21 protein-coding genes and 2 pseudogenes are annotated in these 20,294 nt (G+C 69.4%); 11 read left to right on the top strand and 12 right to left on the bottom strand.

Annotated elements, in window-relative coordinates:
- Positions 1 to 25: 25 nt before the first annotated feature.
- From J2126_RS10450 to J2126_RS10435, 4 genes are all read right to left on the bottom strand, one after another.
- Positions 26 to 622: a cob(I)yrinic acid a,c-diamide adenosyltransferase gene (locus J2126_RS10450; protein ID WP_209486512.1), complete on the bottom strand. Its 597-nt coding sequence runs from the start codon at positions 620 to 622 to the stop codon at positions 26 to 28.
- Positions 623 to 640: 18 nt separating this feature from the next.
- On the bottom strand, positions 641 to 835 hold the full coding sequence (locus J2126_RS10445; RefSeq protein WP_209486510.1) for a twin transmembrane helix small protein: 195 nt from the start codon (positions 833 to 835) through the stop codon (positions 641 to 643).
- A gap of 19 nt (positions 836 to 854) precedes the next feature.
- Positions 855 to 1,355 carry a TspO/MBR family protein gene (locus J2126_RS10440; RefSeq protein WP_394030267.1) on the bottom strand — a complete coding sequence of 167 codons (501 nt, stop codon included), beginning with the start codon at positions 1,353 to 1,355 and terminating at the stop codon, positions 855 to 857.
- 99 nt (positions 1,356 to 1,454) lie between these two features.
- Positions 1,455 to 1,901, bottom strand: a complete 447-nt coding sequence (locus tag J2126_RS10435; protein ID WP_209486506.1) for a host attachment protein — start codon at positions 1,899 to 1,901, stop codon at positions 1,455 to 1,457.
- A 299-nt stretch (positions 1,902 to 2,200) separates the two neighbouring features.
- Between J2126_RS10435 and J2126_RS10430 the strand changes: the two genes are divergently transcribed.
- Positions 2,201 to 2,500 carry a hypothetical protein gene (locus J2126_RS10430; protein WP_209486503.1) on the top strand — a complete coding sequence of 100 codons (300 nt, stop codon included), beginning with the start codon at positions 2,201 to 2,203 and terminating at the stop codon, positions 2,498 to 2,500.
- Positions 2,501 to 2,561: 61 nt separating this feature from the next.
- On the opposite strand, the gene J2126_RS10425 is transcribed toward J2126_RS10430, so the two are convergent.
- The 3 genes from J2126_RS10425 to J2126_RS10415 all read right to left on the bottom strand — a co-directional run bounded on the left by J2126_RS10425 (position 2,562) and on the right by J2126_RS10415 (position 7,000).
- A complete protein-coding gene (locus J2126_RS10425) occupies positions 2,562 to 4,946 on the bottom strand; it encodes a Tex family protein (RefSeq protein WP_209486501.1) in 2,385 nt (794 codons plus the stop codon).
- A 109-nt stretch (positions 4,947 to 5,055) separates the two neighbouring features.
- Positions 5,056 to 6,198, bottom strand: a complete 1,143-nt coding sequence (locus J2126_RS10420) for a CVNH domain-containing protein (RefSeq protein WP_209486499.1) — start codon at positions 6,196 to 6,198, stop codon at positions 5,056 to 5,058.
- Between the two features lie 127 nt (positions 6,199 to 6,325).
- Entirely contained in the window at positions 6,326 to 7,000 is a 675-nt protein-coding gene (locus J2126_RS10415; RefSeq protein WP_209486497.1) for a CVNH domain-containing protein, read from the bottom strand.
- A 151-nt stretch (positions 7,001 to 7,151) separates the two neighbouring features.
- On the opposite strand from J2126_RS10415, the gene J2126_RS10410 reads away from it, so the two are divergent.
- From J2126_RS10410 to J2126_RS10365, 10 genes are all read left to right on the top strand, one after another.
- Positions 7,152 to 7,772 (top strand): ribonuclease D, encoded by a 621-nt coding sequence (locus tag J2126_RS10410; protein ID WP_209486495.1) that lies wholly within the window; start codon positions 7,152 to 7,154, stop codon positions 7,770 to 7,772.
- Positions 7,773 to 7,949: 177 nt separating this feature from the next.
- Positions 7,950 to 8,855: a hypothetical protein gene (locus tag J2126_RS10405; protein ID WP_209486493.1), complete on the top strand. Its 906-nt coding sequence runs from the start codon at positions 7,950 to 7,952 to the stop codon at positions 8,853 to 8,855.
- Complete coding sequence (locus tag J2126_RS10400; protein ID WP_245327266.1) at positions 8,852 to 9,496, top strand: LptA/OstA family protein; 645 nt, start codon at positions 8,852 to 8,854, stop codon at positions 9,494 to 9,496. The genes J2126_RS10405 and J2126_RS10400 overlap by 4 nt, the downstream gene beginning before the upstream one ends.
- Positions 9,497 to 9,713: 217 nt before the next feature.
- A complete protein-coding gene (gene lptB / locus J2126_RS10395) occupies positions 9,714 to 10,802 on the top strand; it encodes an LPS export ABC transporter ATP-binding protein (protein WP_245327265.1) in 1,089 nt (362 codons plus the stop codon).
- 37 nt (positions 10,803 to 10,839) lie between these two features.
- Positions 10,840 to 12,405 carry an RNA polymerase factor sigma-54 gene (gene rpoN / locus J2126_RS10390; protein ID WP_209486491.1) on the top strand — a complete coding sequence of 522 codons (1,566 nt, stop codon included), beginning with the start codon at positions 10,840 to 10,842 and terminating at the stop codon, positions 12,403 to 12,405.
- A gap of 134 nt (positions 12,406 to 12,539) precedes the next feature.
- Positions 12,540 to 13,790, top strand: coding sequence for a DUF2254 domain-containing protein (locus J2126_RS10385; RefSeq protein ID WP_209486489.1), 1,251 nt, complete (start codon positions 12,540 to 12,542; stop codon positions 13,788 to 13,790).
- Between the two features lie 190 nt (positions 13,791 to 13,980).
- Entirely contained in the window at positions 13,981 to 14,328 is a 348-nt protein-coding gene (gene rplU / locus J2126_RS10380; RefSeq protein WP_209486487.1) for a 50S ribosomal protein L21, read from the top strand.
- A gap of 21 nt (positions 14,329 to 14,349) precedes the next feature.
- A complete protein-coding gene (gene rpmA, locus J2126_RS10375; protein ID WP_168457227.1) occupies positions 14,350 to 14,622 on the top strand; it encodes a 50S ribosomal protein L27 in 273 nt (90 codons plus the stop codon).
- Between the two features lie 148 nt (positions 14,623 to 14,770).
- Positions 14,771 to 15,400 (top strand): GNAT family N-acetyltransferase, encoded by a 630-nt coding sequence (locus J2126_RS10370; RefSeq protein ID WP_209486485.1) that lies wholly within the window; start codon positions 14,771 to 14,773, stop codon positions 15,398 to 15,400.
- A 127-nt stretch (positions 15,401 to 15,527) separates the two neighbouring features.
- Positions 15,528 to 16,046, top strand: coding sequence for an RNA pyrophosphohydrolase (locus J2126_RS10365; protein ID WP_209486483.1), 519 nt, complete (start codon positions 15,528 to 15,530; stop codon positions 16,044 to 16,046).
- A 2-nt stretch (positions 16,047 to 16,048) separates the two neighbouring features.
- Here J2126_RS10365 and J2126_RS25315 read toward each other — a convergent pair whose 3' ends face one another.
- From J2126_RS25315 to ubiB, 5 genes and pseudogenes are all read right to left on the bottom strand, one after another.
- On the bottom strand, positions 16,049 to 16,849 hold the full coding sequence (locus J2126_RS25315) for a group III truncated hemoglobin (protein WP_245327264.1): 801 nt from the start codon (positions 16,847 to 16,849) through the stop codon (positions 16,049 to 16,051).
- Entirely contained in the window at positions 16,846 to 17,031 is a 186-nt protein-coding gene (locus J2126_RS10355) for a hypothetical protein (RefSeq protein ID WP_209486481.1), read from the bottom strand. Before J2126_RS10355 ends, J2126_RS25315 begins: the two co-directional genes overlap by 4 nt.
- Positions 17,032 to 17,271: 240 nt before the next feature.
- Positions 17,272 to 17,391: pseudogene (locus J2126_RS25935) on the bottom strand (molybdenum storage protein subunit alpha); the annotation flags it as partial.
- A gap of 185 nt (positions 17,392 to 17,576) precedes the next feature.
- Positions 17,577 to 18,354 (bottom strand): annotated as a pseudogene (locus J2126_RS10345) (uridine kinase).
- A 338-nt stretch (positions 18,355 to 18,692) separates the two neighbouring features.
- On the bottom strand, positions 18,693 to 20,264 hold the full coding sequence (ubiB, locus tag J2126_RS10340) for a 2-polyprenylphenol 6-hydroxylase (RefSeq protein ID WP_209486479.1): 1,572 nt from the start codon (positions 20,262 to 20,264) through the stop codon (positions 18,693 to 18,695).
- Positions 20,265 to 20,294 lie beyond the last annotated feature (30 nt).

The raw sequence follows: 20,294 nt of genomic DNA, 5'->3' as shown, positions 1-20,294 counted from the left end.
GGCCACGGCAACGGAGCCGGCGGCCTCAGCTCCGGCTTTTGCCGGGCACCCACAGCACGTCCGCCGCGCCGCGCGCATTGGCGTAGCGGGCGGCGACGAACAGGAGGTCGGAGAGCCGGTTCACGTAATGCAGCGCCGGGGCGCCCACCGATCCTTCCCCCACAGTGCCTTCGCCCTGGTGCGACAATGCGACCATGATGCGCTCGGCCCTCCGGCACACGGTACGGGCGAGGTGCAGATGAGCGGACGCGGCGGTGCCGGCCGGCAGCACGAAGGAGGTGAGGGGGGACAGCTCGGCGTTGAGGGTGTCGATGTCGTCCTCCAGCCGCGTCACCTGCGCCGGCACGATGCGCAGGCTCGCGCCCGGCTCCTCGTTGGCGGCGGGCGGCACGCACAGGTCGGCGCCGAGGTCGAACAGATCGTTCTGGATGCGCACCAGCATGCAATCGAGCAGGGGCTCGCCGGACAAATGGAGGCGGGCGATGCCGAGGGTGGCATTGGTCTCGTCCACCGCGCCATAGGCCTCGACGCGCAGATCGTATTTGGCGACCCGCTTGCCGGTGCCGAGGCCGGTGGTGCCGTCGTCGCCGGTGCGGGTGTAGATCTTGTTCAGCTTCACCATGATCGTCAGCGGCCTCGTTCAGCGTCCCATGGCGAAGATGGTGACCATGACGATGATGATGGCGAGGAACTGGAACAGCACGCGCATCTGCATCAGCTTCTGTGAGCGCTGGGGCGAGCCGCCCGAGGCGAAGTTGAACAGGCCGAGGAAGAGCACACCCGCCACCAGCATCAGCGCCAGCGGGATGAACAGATAGACGGACCAATGCACCATCGTGGGATCCTCCCGGCGCTCAGTTGAGAACGGCGATGCCGGCATTCAGCGTGGAGGCGTAGCACACCCAGAGGAGATAGGGCACCAGCAGCCAGCCGGCGATCCGGTCCAATGGAAAGGTCGCGCGTATCGTGAGCGCCAGAAGCACCACGAGCCCGATGATGATGACGAGGCCGGCGTGGATCGCCTGCAGGCCGAAGAACACTGGCGACCAGAGGAAGTTCAGCGCCAGCTGCGCGAGAAAAAGGCCGATCGCCACGCTGCGGGCGGTGGAGGGGGGCACCTTGTCCCACAGCCGCCAGAGGCTCACCGCCATCATCAGATAGAGCAGCGTCCACACGATGGGGAAGGCGGCGTTGGGTGGTGTCCAGCCCGGCTTCACCAGACCTTCGTACCAGGCGGGAATGGCCGGCGAGGTCACCGCCCCGCCGACCGCGCCCACCGCCAGCATCAGCACGACGCAGCCGAGCAGGCGCAGCCGGGACACGGCGCAGGGCGAGAGCGAGCGGGTGGGGGACATGGACATGGGCAATACCTCTCCGCCGCCGGCCGGTCGGCGACTCCACCTTATCCGAACGCCACACGCCGGTGGATCGTTTCGCGCCCCGGCCGGAGGTGCTCAGGTGGCGATGTGGTTGGCGATCTCGTCCACCGGCAGCTTCACCAGATCCTTGGCGATCTCGCCCGCGACCAAAGGCTTCACCCGGGCGGAGAGCGCATCGCGCAGCACGCCCAGCGCCTTGGGCGGGGCGACGAGGAGGATGCGCGCCGGCGCCTCGCCGGCCGCCACCAGCGCATCGAGGCGTGCCGCGACGCGGGCGATGAAGGCGGCTTCCGCCTGGGCGTGAAAGTCCGTGGTCTCCACGGCGCTGCGGGCGACGGTGGCGGATTCATGCACCCGGCCGGGCCGGTCGGTGCCGAGGGCGGCGGTGCTGGGATGGGGCTCGCTGAAGCTCTCCAGCACCGACAGGCGAGGCTGCGGGGCGATGCCGGAATCGGCGAGAAGGACGGCCTTGGCGCCGTCGCACACCACCACGAGGCGGTTCATCCTGTCGGGCTTCGTCATGTCCCTGTCTCCCTGATCGCGCGGCGCCGGAAGCGCCGGCCTGAGCGTCCCTGGGGTCGGTAGCGATGCCTGTGTCTCACATGGGAGGGAATGGCGCTTTGTCCAGAGACAAAACGTTCTGGCGGCATCTGCGACCTTGTGACGACGGGTCAGAGCTTGTCGCACCGGAAGCGGCGTGAGACGCTTTCATAGGGTCTGCGGCTGATGGCGATCGGCGCAGTGATCGGCGCCAAGCATACCAACGTAAAGCTGGTGCCGACGATTGCGAGAGCGCCCGGCCCCGCACCGAGGATACCGCCATGCCGTTCCTGGTCCGCTTCCTGCTTCGTCACGCCGCCATCGGGATCGGCGTCGCTGCCGTATTCGTGGCGCTGCTCGTCGCCTTCGACGTGGCGCACCTCGCAAGCCTGTTCGCGCATTCGCCGGATGGGCTGCTGGCCCTCGGTGTGCTCACGGTGGCGCTGGGCATCACCTTCGGCAGCGTGCAGATGGGCTTCGCCGTGATGCTGATGGACGACGAGGACGGCCCGCCGTCCGGCCGCCGCGCCCGCCTGACCCGCCTCGTGCCGAAGCTCGCGCGGGTGACCGCGCGGCGCTGAGGCGTCCTTGGCGCTTGAATGAACGCGGCCGGGCCTGACGCCCGGCCGTTTTCGTTGGCGCCTACTGGCCCTTGCGCCGCATGGCCTCGGCCAGCGCCGCGCCGAAAGCACCATTGCCGCCCCTGTCGCCCCCCTTGTCCGCCGGCTTGCCCTGCTGCGGGCGTCGGGCGTCGTTGCCCCGGAAGTCGTTGCCGCGCCCCTCTTGGCGCGGCTGCTCCGGCCGCCCAGCGGCAGGGCGGGAGGCGCCGGCGTCGTCCTTGCGCATGGAGAGGGCGATGCGCTTGCGCTTCACGTCCACCTCCACCACGCGCACCTTCACCACGTCGCCCGCCTTCACCACCTCGTGCGGGTCCTTCACGAAGCGGTCGGCCAGCGCCGAGACGTGGACCAGCCCGTCCTGGTGGACGCCGATGTCCACGAAGGCGCCGAACGCGGCGACGTTTGTCACCGTGCCTTCCAGAACCATGCCGGGCTTGAGGTCGCTCATCTCGTGGACGCCCTCGGCGAAGGTGGCGGTCTTGAACGCCGGGCGGGGGTCGCGGCCGGGCTTTTCCAGCTCGGTGAGGATGTCCCGCACGGTGGGCAGGCCGAAGCGCTCGTCCACGAAGGCGCGCGGGTCCAGAGCCTTCAGTGCCGCCGTGTCGCCCATGATCTGGCGCACGTCGCGCCCGCAGGCGGCGACGATCTTCTTCGCCACCTCATAGGCTTCGGGATGCACGGCGGACGCATCCAGCGGCTCGGCGCCGTCCGGGATGCGCAGGAAGCCGGCGGCCAGCTCGAAGGTGCGCGGGCCGAGGCGGGCGACCTTGAGCAATTCCTTGCGGGTCTTGAACGCGCCCACCGAATTGCGATGCGCCACGATCGCCTCCGCCAGCGAGGCGCCGAGGCCCGACACGCGGGCGAGCAGGGAGGCGGAGGCGGTGTTGAGGTCCACGCCCACGGCGTTCACCGCGTCCTCCACCACCGCATCGAGGGCTTTCGCGAGGCGGGCCTGATCCACGTCGTGCTGGTATTGGCCGACGCCGATGGCCTTGGGCTCGATCTTCACCAGCTCCGCCAGCGGGTCCTGCAGGCGGCGGGCGATGGAGACGGCGCCGCGGATGGAGACGTCGATGTCCGGCATCTCGGCGGCGGCGGTGGCGGAGGCGGAATAGACCGAGGCGCCGGCCTCGCTCACCACCACCTTGATGGGCTTCCTGCCGGCCGCATCCGGCGGCAGCGCGGCGATCGTGTCGGCGGCGAGCTTGTCGGTCTCGCGGCTGGCGGTGCCGTTGCCGATGGCGATCAGCTCCACATTGTGGCGGCGGATGAGATGCGCCAGCTCCGCCATGGCGCCCTGCACGTCGTTGCGCGGCTGGAAGGGATAGACGGTCGACGTGGCAATCAGCTTGCCGGTGCCGTCCACCACCGCCACCTTCACGCCGGTGCGGATGCCGGGGTCGAGCCCCATGGTGGCGCGCGAGCCGGCGGGGGCGGCCAGCAGCAGGTCCTTGAGGTTGCGGGCGAAGACGCGGATGGCCTCCTCCTCCGCCCGCTCGCGCATCTCGCCCATCAGCTCCACCGTGAGGTGAAGGGAGAGCTTCACCCGCCACGCCCAGCGCGCCACATCCAGCAGGAAGGAATCGGCCGGCGCGCCGTTGGCGAGGGGGATGTCGTAGGTCTCGGCGACGATGCGCTCGGCCGGCTTCACCGGGGTGGTGGCATCCTCGTCCACCACCAAATCGAGGGTCAGCATCTCCTCGTTGCGCCCGCGCAGCATGGCGAGCACGCGGTGGCTCGGGGCGGTGGCCCACTTCTCCGAATGGTCGAAATAGTCGCGGAACTTGGCGCCCGCCTCCTCCTTGCCCTCGGCCACCTTGGCCTTGAGCACGGCATTGGCTTTCAGGTGCCCGCGCAGGCGGCCCACCAGCTCGGCATTCTCGGCGAAGGTTTCCACCAGAATGTCGCGCGCGCCATCCAGCGCCGCCTTGATGCCCGCCACCTGCTCGGTGAGGAACGCCGCCGCGCGGTCGGCCGGGGCGATGGAGCGATCCGCCAGGATCGCCTCGGCCAGCGGCCCGAGGCCCTTCTCGCGGGCGATCTCCGCCTTGGTGCGGCGCTTGGGCTTGTAGGGGAGATAAAGGTCTTCCAGCTCCGCCTTGGTGGTGGCCGCCTCGATCTTGCCGCGCAGCTCGTCGGAGAGCTTGCCCTGCCCGTCGATGGAGGAGAGCACGGCGGCGCGGCGGCTTTCCAGCTCGCGCAGATAGGAGAGGCGCTCTTCCAGCGTGCGCAGCTGGGTGTCGTCGAGGCCGCCCGTCACCTCCTTGCGGTAGCGGGCGATGAAGGGAACGGTGGCGCCTTCGTCGATGAGGGAGACCGCGGCCGTGACCTGCGCCGGGCGGGCATTGATCTCGGTGGCGATGAGGCGGGCGATGGCGTCTGCGTTGCCCTGCGGTGCGGCGGCCATGGGGTCTCATCCTCTCCTGCGGTGACGGGGGCACGCCCATAGCCGAGCAATGGGGCGCTGTCACGTTGGGGCTGGGGAAAGACCCGCGCGGCTGACGACGCGCGGACTGCTAGCGACAGGTCAGCCGCCCGTTGTCGTTGGCGATGTCGCGGCCCGGGCTGCACCAGGATACGGCGGTGGTGGCCTCCGACCAGCGGCCGTTGCGGTCCTGGCAGGAGGCCTTCAGCCAGCCGGCCACCACGCGGATGTCGCGGCAGCTCGCCATGTAGGAGCCGGGCGGCGGGCGGTCGCTGAAGCCGGAGGAGCCGGCACGGGAGCAGCGCAGGTCGCTGTTGTCGTTGTAGATGTCGGCGCCCTGGAGGCACTGGGACAGCTGGAGCGGTATCGACGTGCGCCAAGTGCCGCCGCGATCCTGGCACATGGCCCGCAGGAAGCCGCCGCTGACCGTCACGTCCCGGCAGGTGGAGCGGTAGGAACCGTAGGGCGCGGGCGTGGTGTTCCAGCCCGATGCGGAGGACGGCACGGCGGACGCGCAGCGCAGGATGCCGTCGTCGTTCACCACCTCGCGGTTGCTGCACCAGGAGAGATAGAGCGAGGAGGAGAGCCAGGCGCCACGGCGGCTGAGGCAGGTGCCGCGCAGGGTGCCGGAGTCCAGCGACACGTCCCGGCAGGTCTCCTGATAGGAGCCGGGCGGGGGATAGTCGCCCGCGTGCTGGGAGGTGAAGGAGCGGCAGGCGAGCCGGCCTTCCACATTGGCGATGTCCGCGCCGAGCGGGCAGCCTGTGAGGGAGAGCCCAGCCTCGCGCCAGTTGCCCCAGCCGTCGCGGCAGGTGGCCGAGAGCCAGCTGCCTTCCAGCTTCAGGTCGCGGCAGGAGGACGTATAGGTGCCGGCCGGCGGGCGCTGGACAACAGGCGGCGGGGCCGGTGGCTGGGGGCGCGGGGGTGGTGACGGGGCGAGGGTGCCGTAGAGCGATCCCGGCGCCGGCATGTCGCGGCACACGAGCTGGCCGTTGCGATTGGCGATGTCGCCGCCGCAGGAGGGGAAGTCGTCGAGGCGCGAGACCACCCATTCCCCGGCGCGGGTGGCGCAGAAGGCGGCAAGATCCTTCCCCCAGCGCACCTGCACCTGCCGGCAGCTCTCCAGATAGCTACCCTGCGGCACGCCTTGCTGGGCCATGGCCGGGGCGGCGGTGAGCGCGGATGCGAGGATGATCCCGCCGGCAAGACGCTTCAGAGCTGCACGGAAGAACATGCCGGAGCCTCCCCGAATCGGCATCGAAATACCGCGCGAGGCATAACAGAAATCGTCCCGCCTTGCCGCAGCGGCACAAAGAAAAAGGGGCGCCGGAGCGCCCCTTCGTCCTCGTGTCAGATCCCACTCAGAAGCAGGCGAGGTTGCCGTTCTGGTTGGAGATGTCGCGGGAGCGGCCGCAGGCGTTGAGGTTCAGCGCCGTCGGATTCCAGGAGCCGTTCACCCGCTGGCACTGCGCGCGCAGCATGCCCGCGCCGCCCACCGAGATGTTGCGGCAGGTGCGCATGTAGCTGCCCGGAGGCGGCTGCAGGGACTGCCGGCGCTGGCACCACAGGGTGCCGTCCTGGTTGGAGATGTCGGTCCCCGGCTGGCAGGTCAGGGTGTTCAGCACGGAGGGCTGGAAATTGCCGGCGCGGGTGCGGCAGAAGGCGCTCAGCACGCCGTTGCGGAATTCCACCCGGTTGCAGGTCTGGCGATAGGAGCCGGGCGGACCGAAGCCGGGGTTCGGCATGGGCGGAGGCCCGGGACGCCGCTCGCACCACAGCTGGCCGTTCTGGTTGGAGATGTCGCCCCGGCAGGTGGGGAAGTCGTTCAGCCGCGCCGGCACCCACTGGCCGTTGCGGGTGGCGCAGAAGGCGACAAGGTTGGGGCCGCGGGTCTGCACGTCGCGACAGCTGCGCAGGTAGCTCCCGGGCGGCAGCGGCTGGGCTTCTGCGACGGAGGTGGTGGCAACGGTGGCGGCGGCCGCAAGACCGAGCGCGACCAGCAGGCCGGCAAGGCCCGCGACAAAGAACGAACGCATCAAGATCCCCCCAAGCTCTCCCGATTTTTAACGGCGCCGCTTCTAGCACGGCCCGAAGCGCGACGCACCGGGGCGTCCGTGCCGCGCTGCGGCATCGACAGGGGGGCGGGCGTTCGTTAAAAGCCGTGCTCGAACAAGGCAAAAGATACAGATGACCATCCGCCTCCACCGCGGCGACCTGCCCGCGGACTTCGTGGCCTCCTCCGTCGTGGCCATCGACACCGAGACCATGGGCCTCGACCCGTTCCGTGACCGGCTGTGCCTCGTCCAGCTCTCCAACGGCGACGGCAGCGCCGATCTGGTGCAGATCCCGCAGGGCGCCGGCCCCGGCAGCGCGCCCAATCTGGTGCGGCTCCTGACCGATCCCAACGTCACCAAGCTGTTCCACTTCGGCCGCTTCGACATCGCCGTGCTCCAGCACACCTTCAAGGTGATGCCCCAGCCGGTGTGGTGCACCAAGATCGCCTCGCGGCTGGTGCGCACCTACACCGACCGCCACGGCCTGAAGGACCTGCTGCGGGAACTCCTCAACGTGGACATCTCCAAGCAGCAGCAGAGCTCGGACTGGGGCGCCGCCGACTTGTCCGACGCCCAGCTCTCCTATGCCGCCTCCGACGTGCTCCACCTGCACGCGGTGAAGGCCAAGCTGGAGGACATGCTGGCGCGCGAGGGGCGCACCGGCCTCGCCGCCGCCTGCTTCGCCTTCCTGCCCGCCCGCGCCGCCCTCGACCTGTCCGGCTGGGCGGAAGAGGACATCTTCGCCCATTCGTGACCGGGCCGCGCGCATAAAAGCATTGTATCCCAGAGGCTTGGGCGCGGCCCTTGCCTCTGGGCGCCATTTCGGACACCTTGGACCCCGCGCGTGGGGCGACGCGCCGGACGCCCGCTTGTGTGGGTGTGCAGCCGCGAACAGGCGCCAGCGGGGCAGGCCCGCCGCCGGAACAGGGCCATGAACCGACACGTGCCGCCACACGATTTCGATGCGCGGGAGGCCGAAGCCTTCGCCCCGCCACCCCCGCCCGACTTCAGGAAGGCGCGGCGGCACAGCACGCGCGTGCGCTGGATCAAGCGGCTGGTGCCGCTCACCATCATCGTGGCGGTCATCGGCATCGGCGCGGTGTCCATCCTCTCGCGACTGAAGCTCTCCATCGACCTGCCGTTCGATATCGGCCACCTCACCTTGTCGGGCTCGCGCCTGACCATGGAGCTGCCCAAGCTCTCCGGCTTCACCGACGACAATCGCGGCTACCGCATCACCGCCCGCACGGCGGTTCAGGACCTGACCCGTCCGGACGTGATCGAGCTTGCCGACATCGAGGCGCGGCTGGAACTGGCCGACAAGGGCTGGGCCAGCGTCAACGCCAGGACCGGCAGCTTCGACACCAAGAAGCAGTTCATCACGCTGGGCGATGGCGTGGACCTCGCCATGAACGGCGGCTACGGCGGCAAGCTGGAAGACGCCCAGGTGGACATCAAGGCCGGCACCATCGCCACCGCCAAGCCGGTGGTCTTCACCTATCTCGACGGCAAGCTGGTGGCCGACCGGCTGGACGTGACCGATCGCGGCGCGCGGGCCCTGTTCCAGGGCCATGTGCAGCTCGACTTCCGCCTGAACAACCTGCCCGGCCAGAAGCCGGACGGAGCGGCGGCCACGCCCGGCGCCGCCTCTCCCCCTGCTGGCGCCACGGCGCATTCGGCTGGCTCCCCGGCCCGCGCCGCCGAAGCGACGCCCGTCGCCCCGGCCGCCGGTGGCGCTTTCTCCGTACCCCACGCCGACGCGCCTTCCGCGCCGTCCGCCGCGCCGGCGCTGGCGCCGGCTCCCCTTCCTCCGCGACGTCCGGTTCCTGCTCCATGATGCGTCTTGCGACGGCCGTTTCCGGCCGCCTTCCGGTTTCAATACTCGTTCTGGGGCTGGCGGCCGTTCTCGTCACCGGCCCGGCGTTGGCGCAGGCGCCCAGCTCCAATGTTCCCAACGCGCTGCAGGGGTTCGCCCGCAACCGCGACCAGCCGGTCCGCATCAACGCCGACGGGCTGGAGGTGCGGGACAAGGACAAGGTGGCGGTCTTCTCCGGCAACGTGCTGGTGACCCAGGGCGACACCACGCTGCGCTCCAAGGACCTGCTCGTCTATTACGAGGGCTCGGTGGACGGACAGGCTGGCGGCACCCCGCAGGCCGGCACCGATCCGGCCCAGAAGGGCCAGATCAAGAAGCTGGAGGCCACCGGCGGCGTGGTGGTGAAGACCAAGGAGCAGACGGCCACCGGCGACAGCGGCGTCTTCGACATGAAGACCAACACCGTCACCATGGTGGGCAAGCCCGTGGTGCTGACCCAGGGTCCGAACGTCATCCGTGGCCAGAGGCTGGTGGTGGACCTGGTGAGCGGTGTGTCCAAGTTCGAGGGTGGCCGGGTGGAGAGCCTCATCGTCCCCGGCAGCCTGAAGGACGCGGAGAAACCCAACGCCCCGCAGGGTGGGCAACAGCCGCCCAAGCGCTGAGCGTGCGGGGCGGGCACCCTTGGGCCGCCCCCCGCCATCTGTCACGTGCGTGTCAAGTAAAATCATTTCTCTTTAGTTTCAATTGACTAATCGCATTTCCGCGAGTCTCCCCGACTCTTGCCCTTGAATGCGGCCCGCCTCTTGCATGGAGGCGTTGCATCCCCGGCTGGGACGTTCTAAACCTTCCATTCTGGGGGCCGGGTTTCCGGAGGTCGCGTTGAACGTCCTGTCCATGTTCGGCAAGTCGAAATCGGGGGATGCGAAGCCGGGCGGAAAGTCCGGCTCCGGTCGCGCCCGCGACGATCGGGACGCGCGCGGATTTGAGCCGCGCGATCTGGACGATGCCGCTTTCGAGGCCGACACCCGGGGCTCTCGCGCCCGGAATGCCCACGCCGGAAATGCCCACGCCTGGGAAGATGATCCGCGCGCCGGCGCCGGCCATGACGATCGCGCCGCGCCGGACGACGACCGCCACCGGGCCTACATGCCGCCGGACCCCGCCTATGGCGCCTATGGCGACGGGGACGAGGATTATCCCGCATCCTATCCCGGCGACGGGGGGGACGCGCTGCCCTTCAATTCCACCGGGGCGCTGGCCGCCTTCGGCCTCGCCAAGTCCTATGGCGGGCGCAAGGTGGTGAAGGACGTGAGCATGAACGTCCGCCGGGGCGAGGCCGTGGGCCTGCTCGGCCCCAACGGCGCCGGCAAGACCACCTGCTTCTACATGGTGACGGGCCTCGTGAAGGCCGACGCCGGCCGCATCGAGCTGGACGGCCACGACATCACGCCTTTGCCCATGTACCGCCGCGCCCGCCTCGGCGTCGGCTACCTCCCGCAGGAAGCCTCTATTTTCCGGGGCCTGTCGGTGGAGGACAACATCATGGGCGTCCTCCAGGTGACCGAGCCCAGCCGGGCGCGCCGCCGCGAGGAGACCGAGGCGCTGCTCGAAGAGTTCAAGATCACCCACGTGCGCAAGTCGCCCTCCATCGCCTTGTCGGGCGGCGAGCGGCGGCGCCTCGAGATCGCCCGCGCCCTCGCCACCAAGCCGGCCTTCATGCTGCTGGACGAGCCCTTCGCCGGCATCGACCCCATCGCGGTGGGCGACATCCAGGCGCTGGTGCGCCACCTCACCTCGCGCGGCATCGGCGTGCTCATCACCGACCACAATGTGCGCGAGACGCTCGGCCTCATCGACCGCGCCTACATCATCCATTCCGGCGCGGTGCTGATGGAGGGCGATCCGGAAGCCATCGTCTCCAGCCCCGACGTGCGGCGGCTCTATCTGGGCGAGGAGTTCCGCCTGTGAGCACCGCGCCCGCCATCGAGATCGCGGGGGCCGCCTCATGGCGATGAGCCCCAAGCTGGAGTTCCGGCAGAGCCAGTCTCTGGTGATGACGCCGCAGCTGATGCAGGCCATTAAGCTGCTGCAGCTCTCCAACATGGAGCTGGTGGCCTATGTGGAGGCCGAGCTGGAGCGCAATCCGCTGCTGGAGCGCATCACCGAGGGCGAAACGAGCGGGTCCGATCCGCAGCCGGAGGTGCGCGAGACGCGAGGTGAGGAGATGGCCCGCGGCGGCCTCGACGGCGAGCCGCCCCCGGCCAGCGACTGGACCGGCCAGGAAAACGAGCAGAGCCGGGCCGCCATGGAGACCCGCCTCGACACCGACCTTGGCAACGTCTTCCCCGATGACGCCCCCGCCGACCGTGGCGTCTCCGGCGGCGGCTCCACCGCCTCCAGCCCCTCCATGGGCGAGTGGAGCGGCGGCGGCGAGCGGGGCGACGATTACAATCCGGAAGCCTTCCTCACCGCCGAGACCACGCTGGCCGACCATCTGGAAGCGCAGCTCTCCGTCGCGGTGAACGACCCCGCCCGCAAGCTGATCGGCATCAACGTCATCGGGCTCATCGACGAGACCGGATATTTCACCGGCGACCTCGACCTCCTCGCCGGGCAGTTCGGCGTGCCGCGCGCCGAGGTGGAAGCGGTGCTCAAGCTCATCCAGACCTTCGAGCCCTCCGGCGTCGGCGCCCGCAACCTCGCCGAATGCCTCGCCATCCAGCTGCGCGACCGCGACCGCTTCGACCCCGCCATGCAGGCGCTGGTCGCCAATCTCGAACTCCTCGCCCGCCACGACCGCAACGCGCTGAAGCGCATCTGCGGCGTGGACAACGAGGACCTCGCGGACATGATCGGCGAGATCCGCCGGCTCGATCCGAAGCCGGGGCTGGCGTTCGGCTCGGGCGTCGTCCATCCGCTGGTGCCGGATGTCTATGTCCGCCCCGGCGCCGACGGCACCTGGATCGTGGAACTGAATTCCGAGACCCTGCCTAGGGTGCTGGTGAACCAGAGCTACCACGCCACCGTGGTCAAGCACGCCAAGTCGCAGGAAGAGAAGAGCTTCCTCGCCGACTGCCTGCAGAGCGCGAGCTGGCTGACCCGCTCGCTGGACCAGCGCGCCCGCACCATCCTGAAGGTGGCGAGCGAGATCGTGCGCCAGCAGGACGCCTTCCTGCTGCACGGCGTGCGCTACCTGCGGCCGCTCAACCTGCGCACGGTGGCGGATGCCATCGGCATGCACGAATCCACCGTCTCGCGCGTAACCTCCAACAAATACATCTCGACCCCGCGCGGCGTGGTGGAGATGAAGTTCTTCTTTTCCTCCGCCATCTCCGCCTCGGGCGGCGGCGAGGCGCATTCGGCGGAATCGGTGCGCCACCGCATCAAGATTCTGATCGAGGCCGAAAGGCCGGAGGACGTGCTCTCCGACGATACGCTGGTGCAGAAGCTGAAGGACGAGGGCATCGACATCGCCCGCCGCACCGTTGCCAAGTACCGGGAGGGCATGAACATCCCGTCCTCGGTCCAGCGCCGCCGCGAAAAGATGGCGCTGCGCAGCCAGGCGAGCTGACCGGAGCCATCACGGCCTCGTGATCGGCCGCGTGCAACCGGACGCCTTCAGCCAAGCTTCCCGTCCCGAGTGGAGCGGGGCGACGTGCCGTCGGCACGGCCGGACCCGCGTGACGCCCTCAGCCCGGAGCCAGCATGATTCCCCCGATCCTGAGCGAGCGCGTGCGGTTCCAGCTCAAGCGCCTTGCCCATCGGTTGTGGTTCTGGCCCTCCGCCTACAGCCTTGCCGCCGTCGCGGTGGTCCTTGTGGCGGCTGCCCTGCCATCGGGCTATGCCCTGCCCGATTACCTCACCTTCGCCTCGGACAGTCTTGCGCCCGTGCTCACCGTGATGGCGTCCAGCATGCTGGCGGTGGTCACGTTCAGCCTGTCGGCCATCGTCTCGGTCCTCGCGGCGGCGGCGCAGGCTGCGACGCCGCGCGCGACCTCGCTCCTCATCGAGGACGCGGCGCTCCAGCGCACGCTCAGCGTTTTCGTGGGCGCCTTCCTGTTTTCCATCGTGGCGCTGGTGGGCGGCGTGGGCGGTGTCTATTCGGATGCCGGCCGGCTGCTGCTCTTCGCCGCGACGGTGGTCCTCATCGCCGTCGTCGTGGGAACGCTCCTGCGCTGGATCGACCGGGTGTCGCGCCTTGGGCGCATGGGCGAGATCATCGACCGGACCGAGCAGGCCACCGCAGCGGCGCTGAAGGATTTCGCGCGCCGGCCCGGCCTTGGCGCGACGGTTCGCGATGGGCCTCCGCCGGCCGGCTATCCGGTCTTTGCCTCCGCCATCGGATACGTGCAGCACATGGATGTGGGGCAGCTTTCGGCGGCTCTGCCCGAGGGCGTCAGGTGCCACCTGGCCGTGCGGCCGGGCGCCTTCGTCGATCCGGTCCGTCCGCTGGCCATCTTCGATGCGCCGCCCGACGATGCGCTGGCAGATGCCCTGCGGCAGGCGGTCACCATCGGTGACGTGCGCAGCTTCGAGCAGGACCCGCGGTTCGGAATGGTGGTGCTGGCGGAGATCGCGTCGAAGGCCCTGTCGCCCGGCGTCAACGACCCCGGCACTGCGATCGACGTGAGCGGCACCCTCACCCGCCTTCTCTGGGGCTGGCGTGCGGACCGCAACCTGCCCGTCCAGAATGCCGCGGCCAACGTGACCATCGCCGCGCTGTCCATGGACGACATGCTGGAGGACGCCTTCCGGCCCATCGCCCGCGATGGGGCCGGGCAGGTGGAGGTGGGGCTGAGGCTCGTGGCCGCCCTCCGTTCGCTGGCCCAGATCGACGACCCCGGCCTGGCCGCCGCCGCCCGCGCGCGCCTCGCCGACGTGCTGAACCGGGCGGAGGCCGTTCTGCTGCCGGTGGACGCCGATGCCCTGAAGCGGGCCGCCGCAACTCCCGTCTGAGCCTGCGAACGCGTGGGCCGCCCGCGCTCGGCGTGGTGGTTGTGCAGCTCAATAAAGGCCAGCGGCGTTGACTTTTCGGGGCGTGGCGTATATCGGACCACCTTCGCGCGGGCCAACGGGCCTGCATCCCGAAAAACCGACCGAAGAAGCCCGTCCCTGAGGCGTGGCTGAACACGAAAGCGAGACAAGAATGTTCGCGGTCATCAAGGCAAACGGCAAGCAGTATCGCGTTGCCGCCGCCGACAAGATCACCATCGACCACCTCGACGCCGAGGTCGGCGCGATCTTCACCTTCCCGGTGCTGATGCTGGGCGGCTCTTCCGTCGCCATCGGCGCGCCCCACGTGGATGGCGCGGTCGTGACCGGCGAGATCGTCGAGCACACCCGCGGCGACAAGGTGATCGCCTTCAAGAAGCGCCGCCGGCAGAATTCCCGCCGCAAGCGCGGCTTCCGCGCCGACCTCACCGTCGTGCGCATCACCGAGATTTCCGGCCTGGGCGAGAGCGTCAAGGCTGACGCCGCCGGCGTCGGCGCCTGATCGAGAACGAGGAGAGCAACAATGGCTCATAAAAAGGCAGGCGGCTCGTCCCGTAACGGTCGCGATTCCGACGGTCGCCGTCTTGGCGTGAAGCGCTTCGGCGGCCAGGACGTCATCGCCGGCAACATCATCGTGCGCCAGCGTGGCACCAAATGGCATCCCGGCACGAACGTGGGCATGGGCAAGGACCATACCCTCTTCGCGCTCATCGAAGGCAAAGTGTCCTTCAGCACCAAAGCCAACGACCGCACCTACGTATCGGTCGTTCCTGCCGCCGCCGAGGCGGCCGAATAAACGGCGAGACCTGATAAATGCAGGATCCCGCCGGTCTCGTCGATCCGGTGGGCGCCTGAGCAGGCCTCTCAACGCTCAGACACGAACCGGGAAGACGGGACAACCCTCTCCCCGGTTTTTCTTCGTCTGTGCCCTTGAGGAGCCTGCCATGACCCTGTGCGAAACGCCGTCCGGAGCGCCGCTCGCGGAGAGCTGTATCCCCGTCCTCGAAACCGAGCGGCTCGTGCTCCGCGCGCCGCATATCGAGGACGTTGCTGCCGTCGCGGAGCTCGCCAACAACCGCCGGATCGCGGAGATGACCGCGAACCTGCCGTTCCCGTACAAGCCGTCCGACGCCCACGCCTTCGTCGAGACGCTGGCCGCCGTGCCCGATGGCGCCACCTTCGCCGTCTTCCTCAAGGGCGAGGGCCATCCGGCCTTCGCCGGCATGGTCAGCTACGGCCGCCGCCCGCCCGAGCCCGCGCCCGAGATCGGCTACTGGATCGGCGAGCAGTTCTGGGGCCGGGGCATTGCCACCGAGGCCGTCCGCGCGGTCATCGACTACGCCTTCTCCGAGACCGATGTCTCGCTCCTCCTCGGCTCCGCCCGCGTGGTCAATCCGGCCTCGCGCCGGGTGCTGGAGAAGTGCGGCTTCCAGTGGTCGGGCGTCGGCCTGTGCCGCGTGAAGGCGCTGCGCGCCTCGGTGCCTGTGGACCAGTTCCAGCTGGAGCGGCGCACCTGGGCCTCCATCCGTGCCTGGGGCTCCACCGCCCTGCCGCGCCACCGCGCGGCCCATTAATGGAAACTGCGCGCCACCGCGCCGCCCATTGACGCTACGTCCTTGAGCGTCCCGCTGCCCGCCGCACCTTGCGCGGCGGGGCGGGGCGCGTCATCAGGGGATACGTCATTTCACCAGGGCCGCCGCCATGTCGAAGAAGCACGAGAAGCACCCGGATTTGCCCTACCGCCCGTGCGTGGGCCTGTGCGTGTTCAACGCCGCCGGCAAGGTGTTCATCGGCCGGCGCCTCGGCGGGCCGGAGCATGTGGACGCCACCCATTCCTGGCAGATGCCTCAGGGCGGCATCGACAAGGGCGAGGACCCTTTCGCGGCCGCCTTGCGCGAGCTTTATGAGGAGACCTCCATCCGCTCGGTGACCAAGCTCGGCGAAGTGGAGGAGTGGCTGTCCTACGATTTGCCCGGCCGCGTCGCCGGCGAGGCCTGGAAGGGGCGCTACCGGGGCCAGACGCAGAAATGGTACGCCCTGCGCTTCACCGGCGCGGATGGCGAGATCGATATCCTTCGCCCCGGCGGCGGCCAGCACAAGCCGGAGTTCATGGAGTGGCGCTGGGAGAATATCGACGCGGTGGTCGACCTCATCATCCCCTTCAAGCGCGACGTCTATATCGAGGTGGTGAAGCAGTTCCGCCGTTTCGCCCAGGGTTGAGCCTATCCCGCGTGCGGCCCGTTGGCCTGGCCCGCGCCAAGGTCGGGCGGAAACAGCCCGGCCTGGAAGCAGGTGCTCATGTGCTCCACCTTGGCGATGGCCCGCGCCGCCGCCACGGGCTCCAGCACCTCCACCGCCGTCTCCCCGAATAGCGTCACCCAGCGGGTGAAATGCTCCGGCTTCAGCTGGAGCGGGATGTGCGCGGCGAACGGCATGCCCGAATAGCGCGTCGTGCCGAGCAATGTGCGCGACCAGAAGTTCTGCACGATCTGGTAATGCCCCTCCCAGTCCGGGATGGCGCGGGCGAAGACCGGGCCGAGCAGCGGATCGGCGGCGGCACGGCCGTAGAAGCTTTCCACCAGCCGCTTGAGGTCGTCCTCGGTGACGGAGAGCGCCGTGCCCGGCTGCTCGTTGAGTCCGCCCAGCCCGGCGCCGCGGTCTTCCACCAGGGCCGCGAGTTCCGGCGCGGCGGGGGCCTTGCGGTGCGCAACGTTCAGCGGCGGGTCGAAGCTCGAAACGATATCGCGCAGCGTATGCTGGCGTACCCGCGCCATGGGGCGGTCGAGCACGAAGAGGCCGTCTGCCACCCCCGCTTCCCTGGGGTTGGCCGCGCGGAAGGCGGCGAGGGCGGCGGCTATATCCTCCCCCTCGCCCACATAAAGCGGTAACGGCCGCCCGGCGATGGCGCGGGTGAGGATGAAGAGGCCGGGGCGCGGTGGCGCGGCGTCCACGGAAGTAAAGGCGTAGCCGGCGAAGTCGGTGGACGCGCGATCGGCATCAGCGCGCGTCGTGTCCGCCTTCATGGCTTTTTCTCCTGCGCAACGGGTTCGGCCTCTGTTCGCTCCGCCTCGATCACGCGGAGGGATGGCCCGCGCAGCGGGTTGGCGCGCTTCTGCCCGGTCTTCTGCCAGGGCGGCAGGATGCGGATTGTCGTGCCGGGCACGATGCGCGGCATGATGGGCGTGTTGCCCTTGTCCCACTTCATGAAGCCTCGCCCGTCTGGAGCCTGCCCGTCTGGCGGGAGTCGGTGCCGGACCGTCTCTTGTATCCCGACGGTACGAACGCGCTCCCCGCCGTGCAAGGGCCGGGGCAGTGTGGAGATGCCCAAGATTTAGGTTCGCCTAAGATTGAGGCGGGCCATCGAACGGCGGCAGGCAAAGAAAAACCGCGCGGCCGGAGATGCGCGGTCTTCTGTCGGTCGGGACCGCCTCAAAGGGGGCTGCGATCAGGCCTGCCGGGCGGCCGTGTGGATGAGCGTGCCCACATGCTCGCCGCGCAGGGCCGCCGTGAGGCGGCCGGGGACGAGGCCGTTCACCACCTGCACCCGCTCGATGTGCCGGGCGGTTCCCATCACCTCCACCAGCGCGCGGTCGAAGGGCAGGGTGGCCGGGCCGTTGGCCGCGGCGAGCTCGGCGTGGGTCGTCTCGGCGATCAGTTCCGCCCTGGACCCGTCGGCGCCGTTGGGATCGGCGGTGAAGACGCCGTCCACGTCCTCGACGATGGTGGACGCTTCGGTCATGGTCGGTCCTCTCAGCGCGCGGTGATGATGGTGCCGACGTGCTCGCCGGCGAGGGCGCGGGTGAGGTTGTCGGGCACGAGCCCGTTCACCACCTGCACCTCGCGCACGTGGCGCGCCTTCTTCAGAAGATCGAGCATGGGGAATTCGAGGATGGAGTCGGCAAGGCCCCGCGAGAGCATCTCGTCCACCGAGATCTTCGGGATGAAGGTGGCGGCCTGGTCGGTCTTCGGATTGGCGCTGTAGAGGCCGCTCTCGTCCTTCACATAGATCATCGCCTTGCAGCCGAACTGCTCGGCCAGCAGGAAGCAGCCGGCATCCGTGCGATAGGGCGGGATCACGCCGGCCCGGGTCCGGGCGGGTCCACAGGCCGTAGGGCGGCATGCCGGAGAAGACGACGCCGTTCACTTCCTTGAGGTAGAGCGGCACGGCCGACATGCCGGCGCCGTCCACCATGGAGATGCCGTGCTTGGCGAGGAGCTGGCCGAGCATGGCGGCATTCTGGTCCGCCACCGACGCACCGAGCTGGGAGAGCACGCCGGCCGGCAGGTTGAGGCCGGCGGCGATGGAATAGAGGTGACGGGCGCGGGTGCCGGCGCCGGTGCCGATCAGGAGCTTGTGGTTCGCGCGGGCGGCGACGATCTCGTCCACCAGCGGATAGAGCGCGGCGCGGCCACGGTCGATCACGCTCTGGCCGCCGATCTTGATGACGGTGGCATCGGGGAGGATGCGGAAGTCCGCCGCGGCGTCGGCGGCCGCGAGAAGCTCCGCGTCCGTCAGGGCGCGCTGCATCAGCAGCGCGTCGAGCTCTGCCGTCGTGTTCACCGTGGGAAGGTCCGTCTCGCTGGCCCGGGGAGGGCCTGCCGATGGCTCGGCGCGCCGGTCCGGGCTCCTGACCTTGCGCAAGCACTCCCGAGCGGGATGCTTGGTCTCAGCCGGAACCATCTTGGGGCCTGACTTAGTTTTACGAGAAGGACAAAGCAATACGTGAACAGTACGCGAGTTGTTCGCAAGACGGCGCAGAGGCTGCGCCGTCTCCGGAAAGAAATCGCGCTTTCCGAGACTTCCGGAAAAAACGACACGAGACGCAAGAATTCACATGCCGGTGCGGCAGGCTGACGAAATATTCGTCAGCCCAGCCAGATGCCCAGCAGCGCCGCGGCGATCACCCACAGGGCCAGATTGCCCCAGAAGGCGCGCTTGGCCTCGGCGCGGCCGATGCCCTCCAGCGAGGAGGGGGAGAGGCGCAGGCCGTCGCGGGTCGCCTCGTCCAGCTGCTCCACCACGCGGGCGGTGCGGGTGAGGAGGCCGGGCAGGGTCGCGGCGAAATGGCCCATCTCGCCGAGGCCCGTTCCGGCCCCCTTTAACTGGCCCACGGGGCCGAGATTGCCGGCGATCCAGTCTTCCACCACGGGCTTGGCGGTGCGCCACATGTCGAGCTGCGGGTCCAGCGAGCGGGCGACGCCCTCCACCACCACCATGGTCTTCTGGAGGAGGAGGAGTTCGGGCCGGGTCTGCATGTCGAACAGGGCGGTGACTTCCAGCAGCAGCGCCAGCAGGCGGGCCATGGAGATCTGGTCGGCGGTGCGCGAGTGGATCGGCTCGCCGATGGCGCGGATGGCGAGGGCGAAATCGTCCACCGAATGGTGGAAGGGCACGTATCCCGCCTCGAAATGCACTTCCGCCGTGCGCCGCCAGTTGCGGGTGATGAAGCCGTAGAGGATTTCCGCGAGGAAACGCCGCTCCTTCACGCCGAGGCGGCCCATGATGCCGCAATCCACCACCACGAGGCGGCCCTGCGCATCCACGAACAGGTTTCCCGGATGCATGTCGGCATGGAAGAAGCCGTCGCGCATGGCCTGCCGCAGGAAGGTCTGCATGACGATGCGGGCGATCTCCTTCGGATCATGCCCGGCGGCGATGATGGCGTCCTTGTCGGAGAGCTTGATGCCGTCGATCCACTCGGTGGTCAGCACCTCGCGGCCGGAGCGGTCCCAGTCCACGCGGGGGACATGGACTTCCGGATCGTCCTGCGTGTTCTCGGCCAGCTCCGCATAGGCGGCGGCTTCGAGGCGCAGGTCCATCTCCATGGAGACGGAGCGGGCCAGCGTATCCACCACCGTCTCCAGCCGCAGGCGGCGGGCCTCGGCGAAATTGTGCTCGGCGAAGGCGGCGATGCGCCGGAAGGTCCCCATGTCGGAGGCGAAGCGGCGGTTGACGCCGGGCCGCAGGATCTTCACCGCCACCACGCGGCGCTGGCCGTCCGGCTCGATCACCTCGCCCTTGTGGACCTCGGCGATGGAGGCGGCGGCCACGGCGGGGCCGAACTCCGCGAAGATGTCCTTCACCGGCCGCTCGAACGTGTCGGCGACGGTCGCCTCCGCTATGGCCTGCCCGAACGGCGGCATGCGGTCCTGCAACACCTCGAGGTCGCGCGCCACCGAGGCGCCCACCACGTCCGGCCGGGTGGCGAGGAACTGGCCGAGCTTCACATAGGACGGGCCGAGCCGCGACAGCGCGGCGGAGAAGCGCTGGCGCCGGTCGCCGGCATCCTTGCGGGCGATCAGCCGGGCGATGTCGAGGAGCGGGCGCGCCAGCGGCGGCGCGGCGGCCGGCGAGACGAGCGAGAGCACGCCCTCGCGGGCGAGCACGTAGCCGGCGCGGGCGAGACGCCAGGCATCGGCGACGAGAAGGAAGATCATGGCCGAAGCCTCCGGCCGCAGGGCACCGCC

It is taken from the genome of Xanthobacter flavus (assembly GCF_017875275.1).
Lineage (GTDB): Bacteria > Pseudomonadota > Alphaproteobacteria > Rhizobiales > Xanthobacteraceae > Xanthobacter > Xanthobacter flavus_A.
This window is presented reverse-complemented; position numbering and strand designations above follow the sequence as displayed.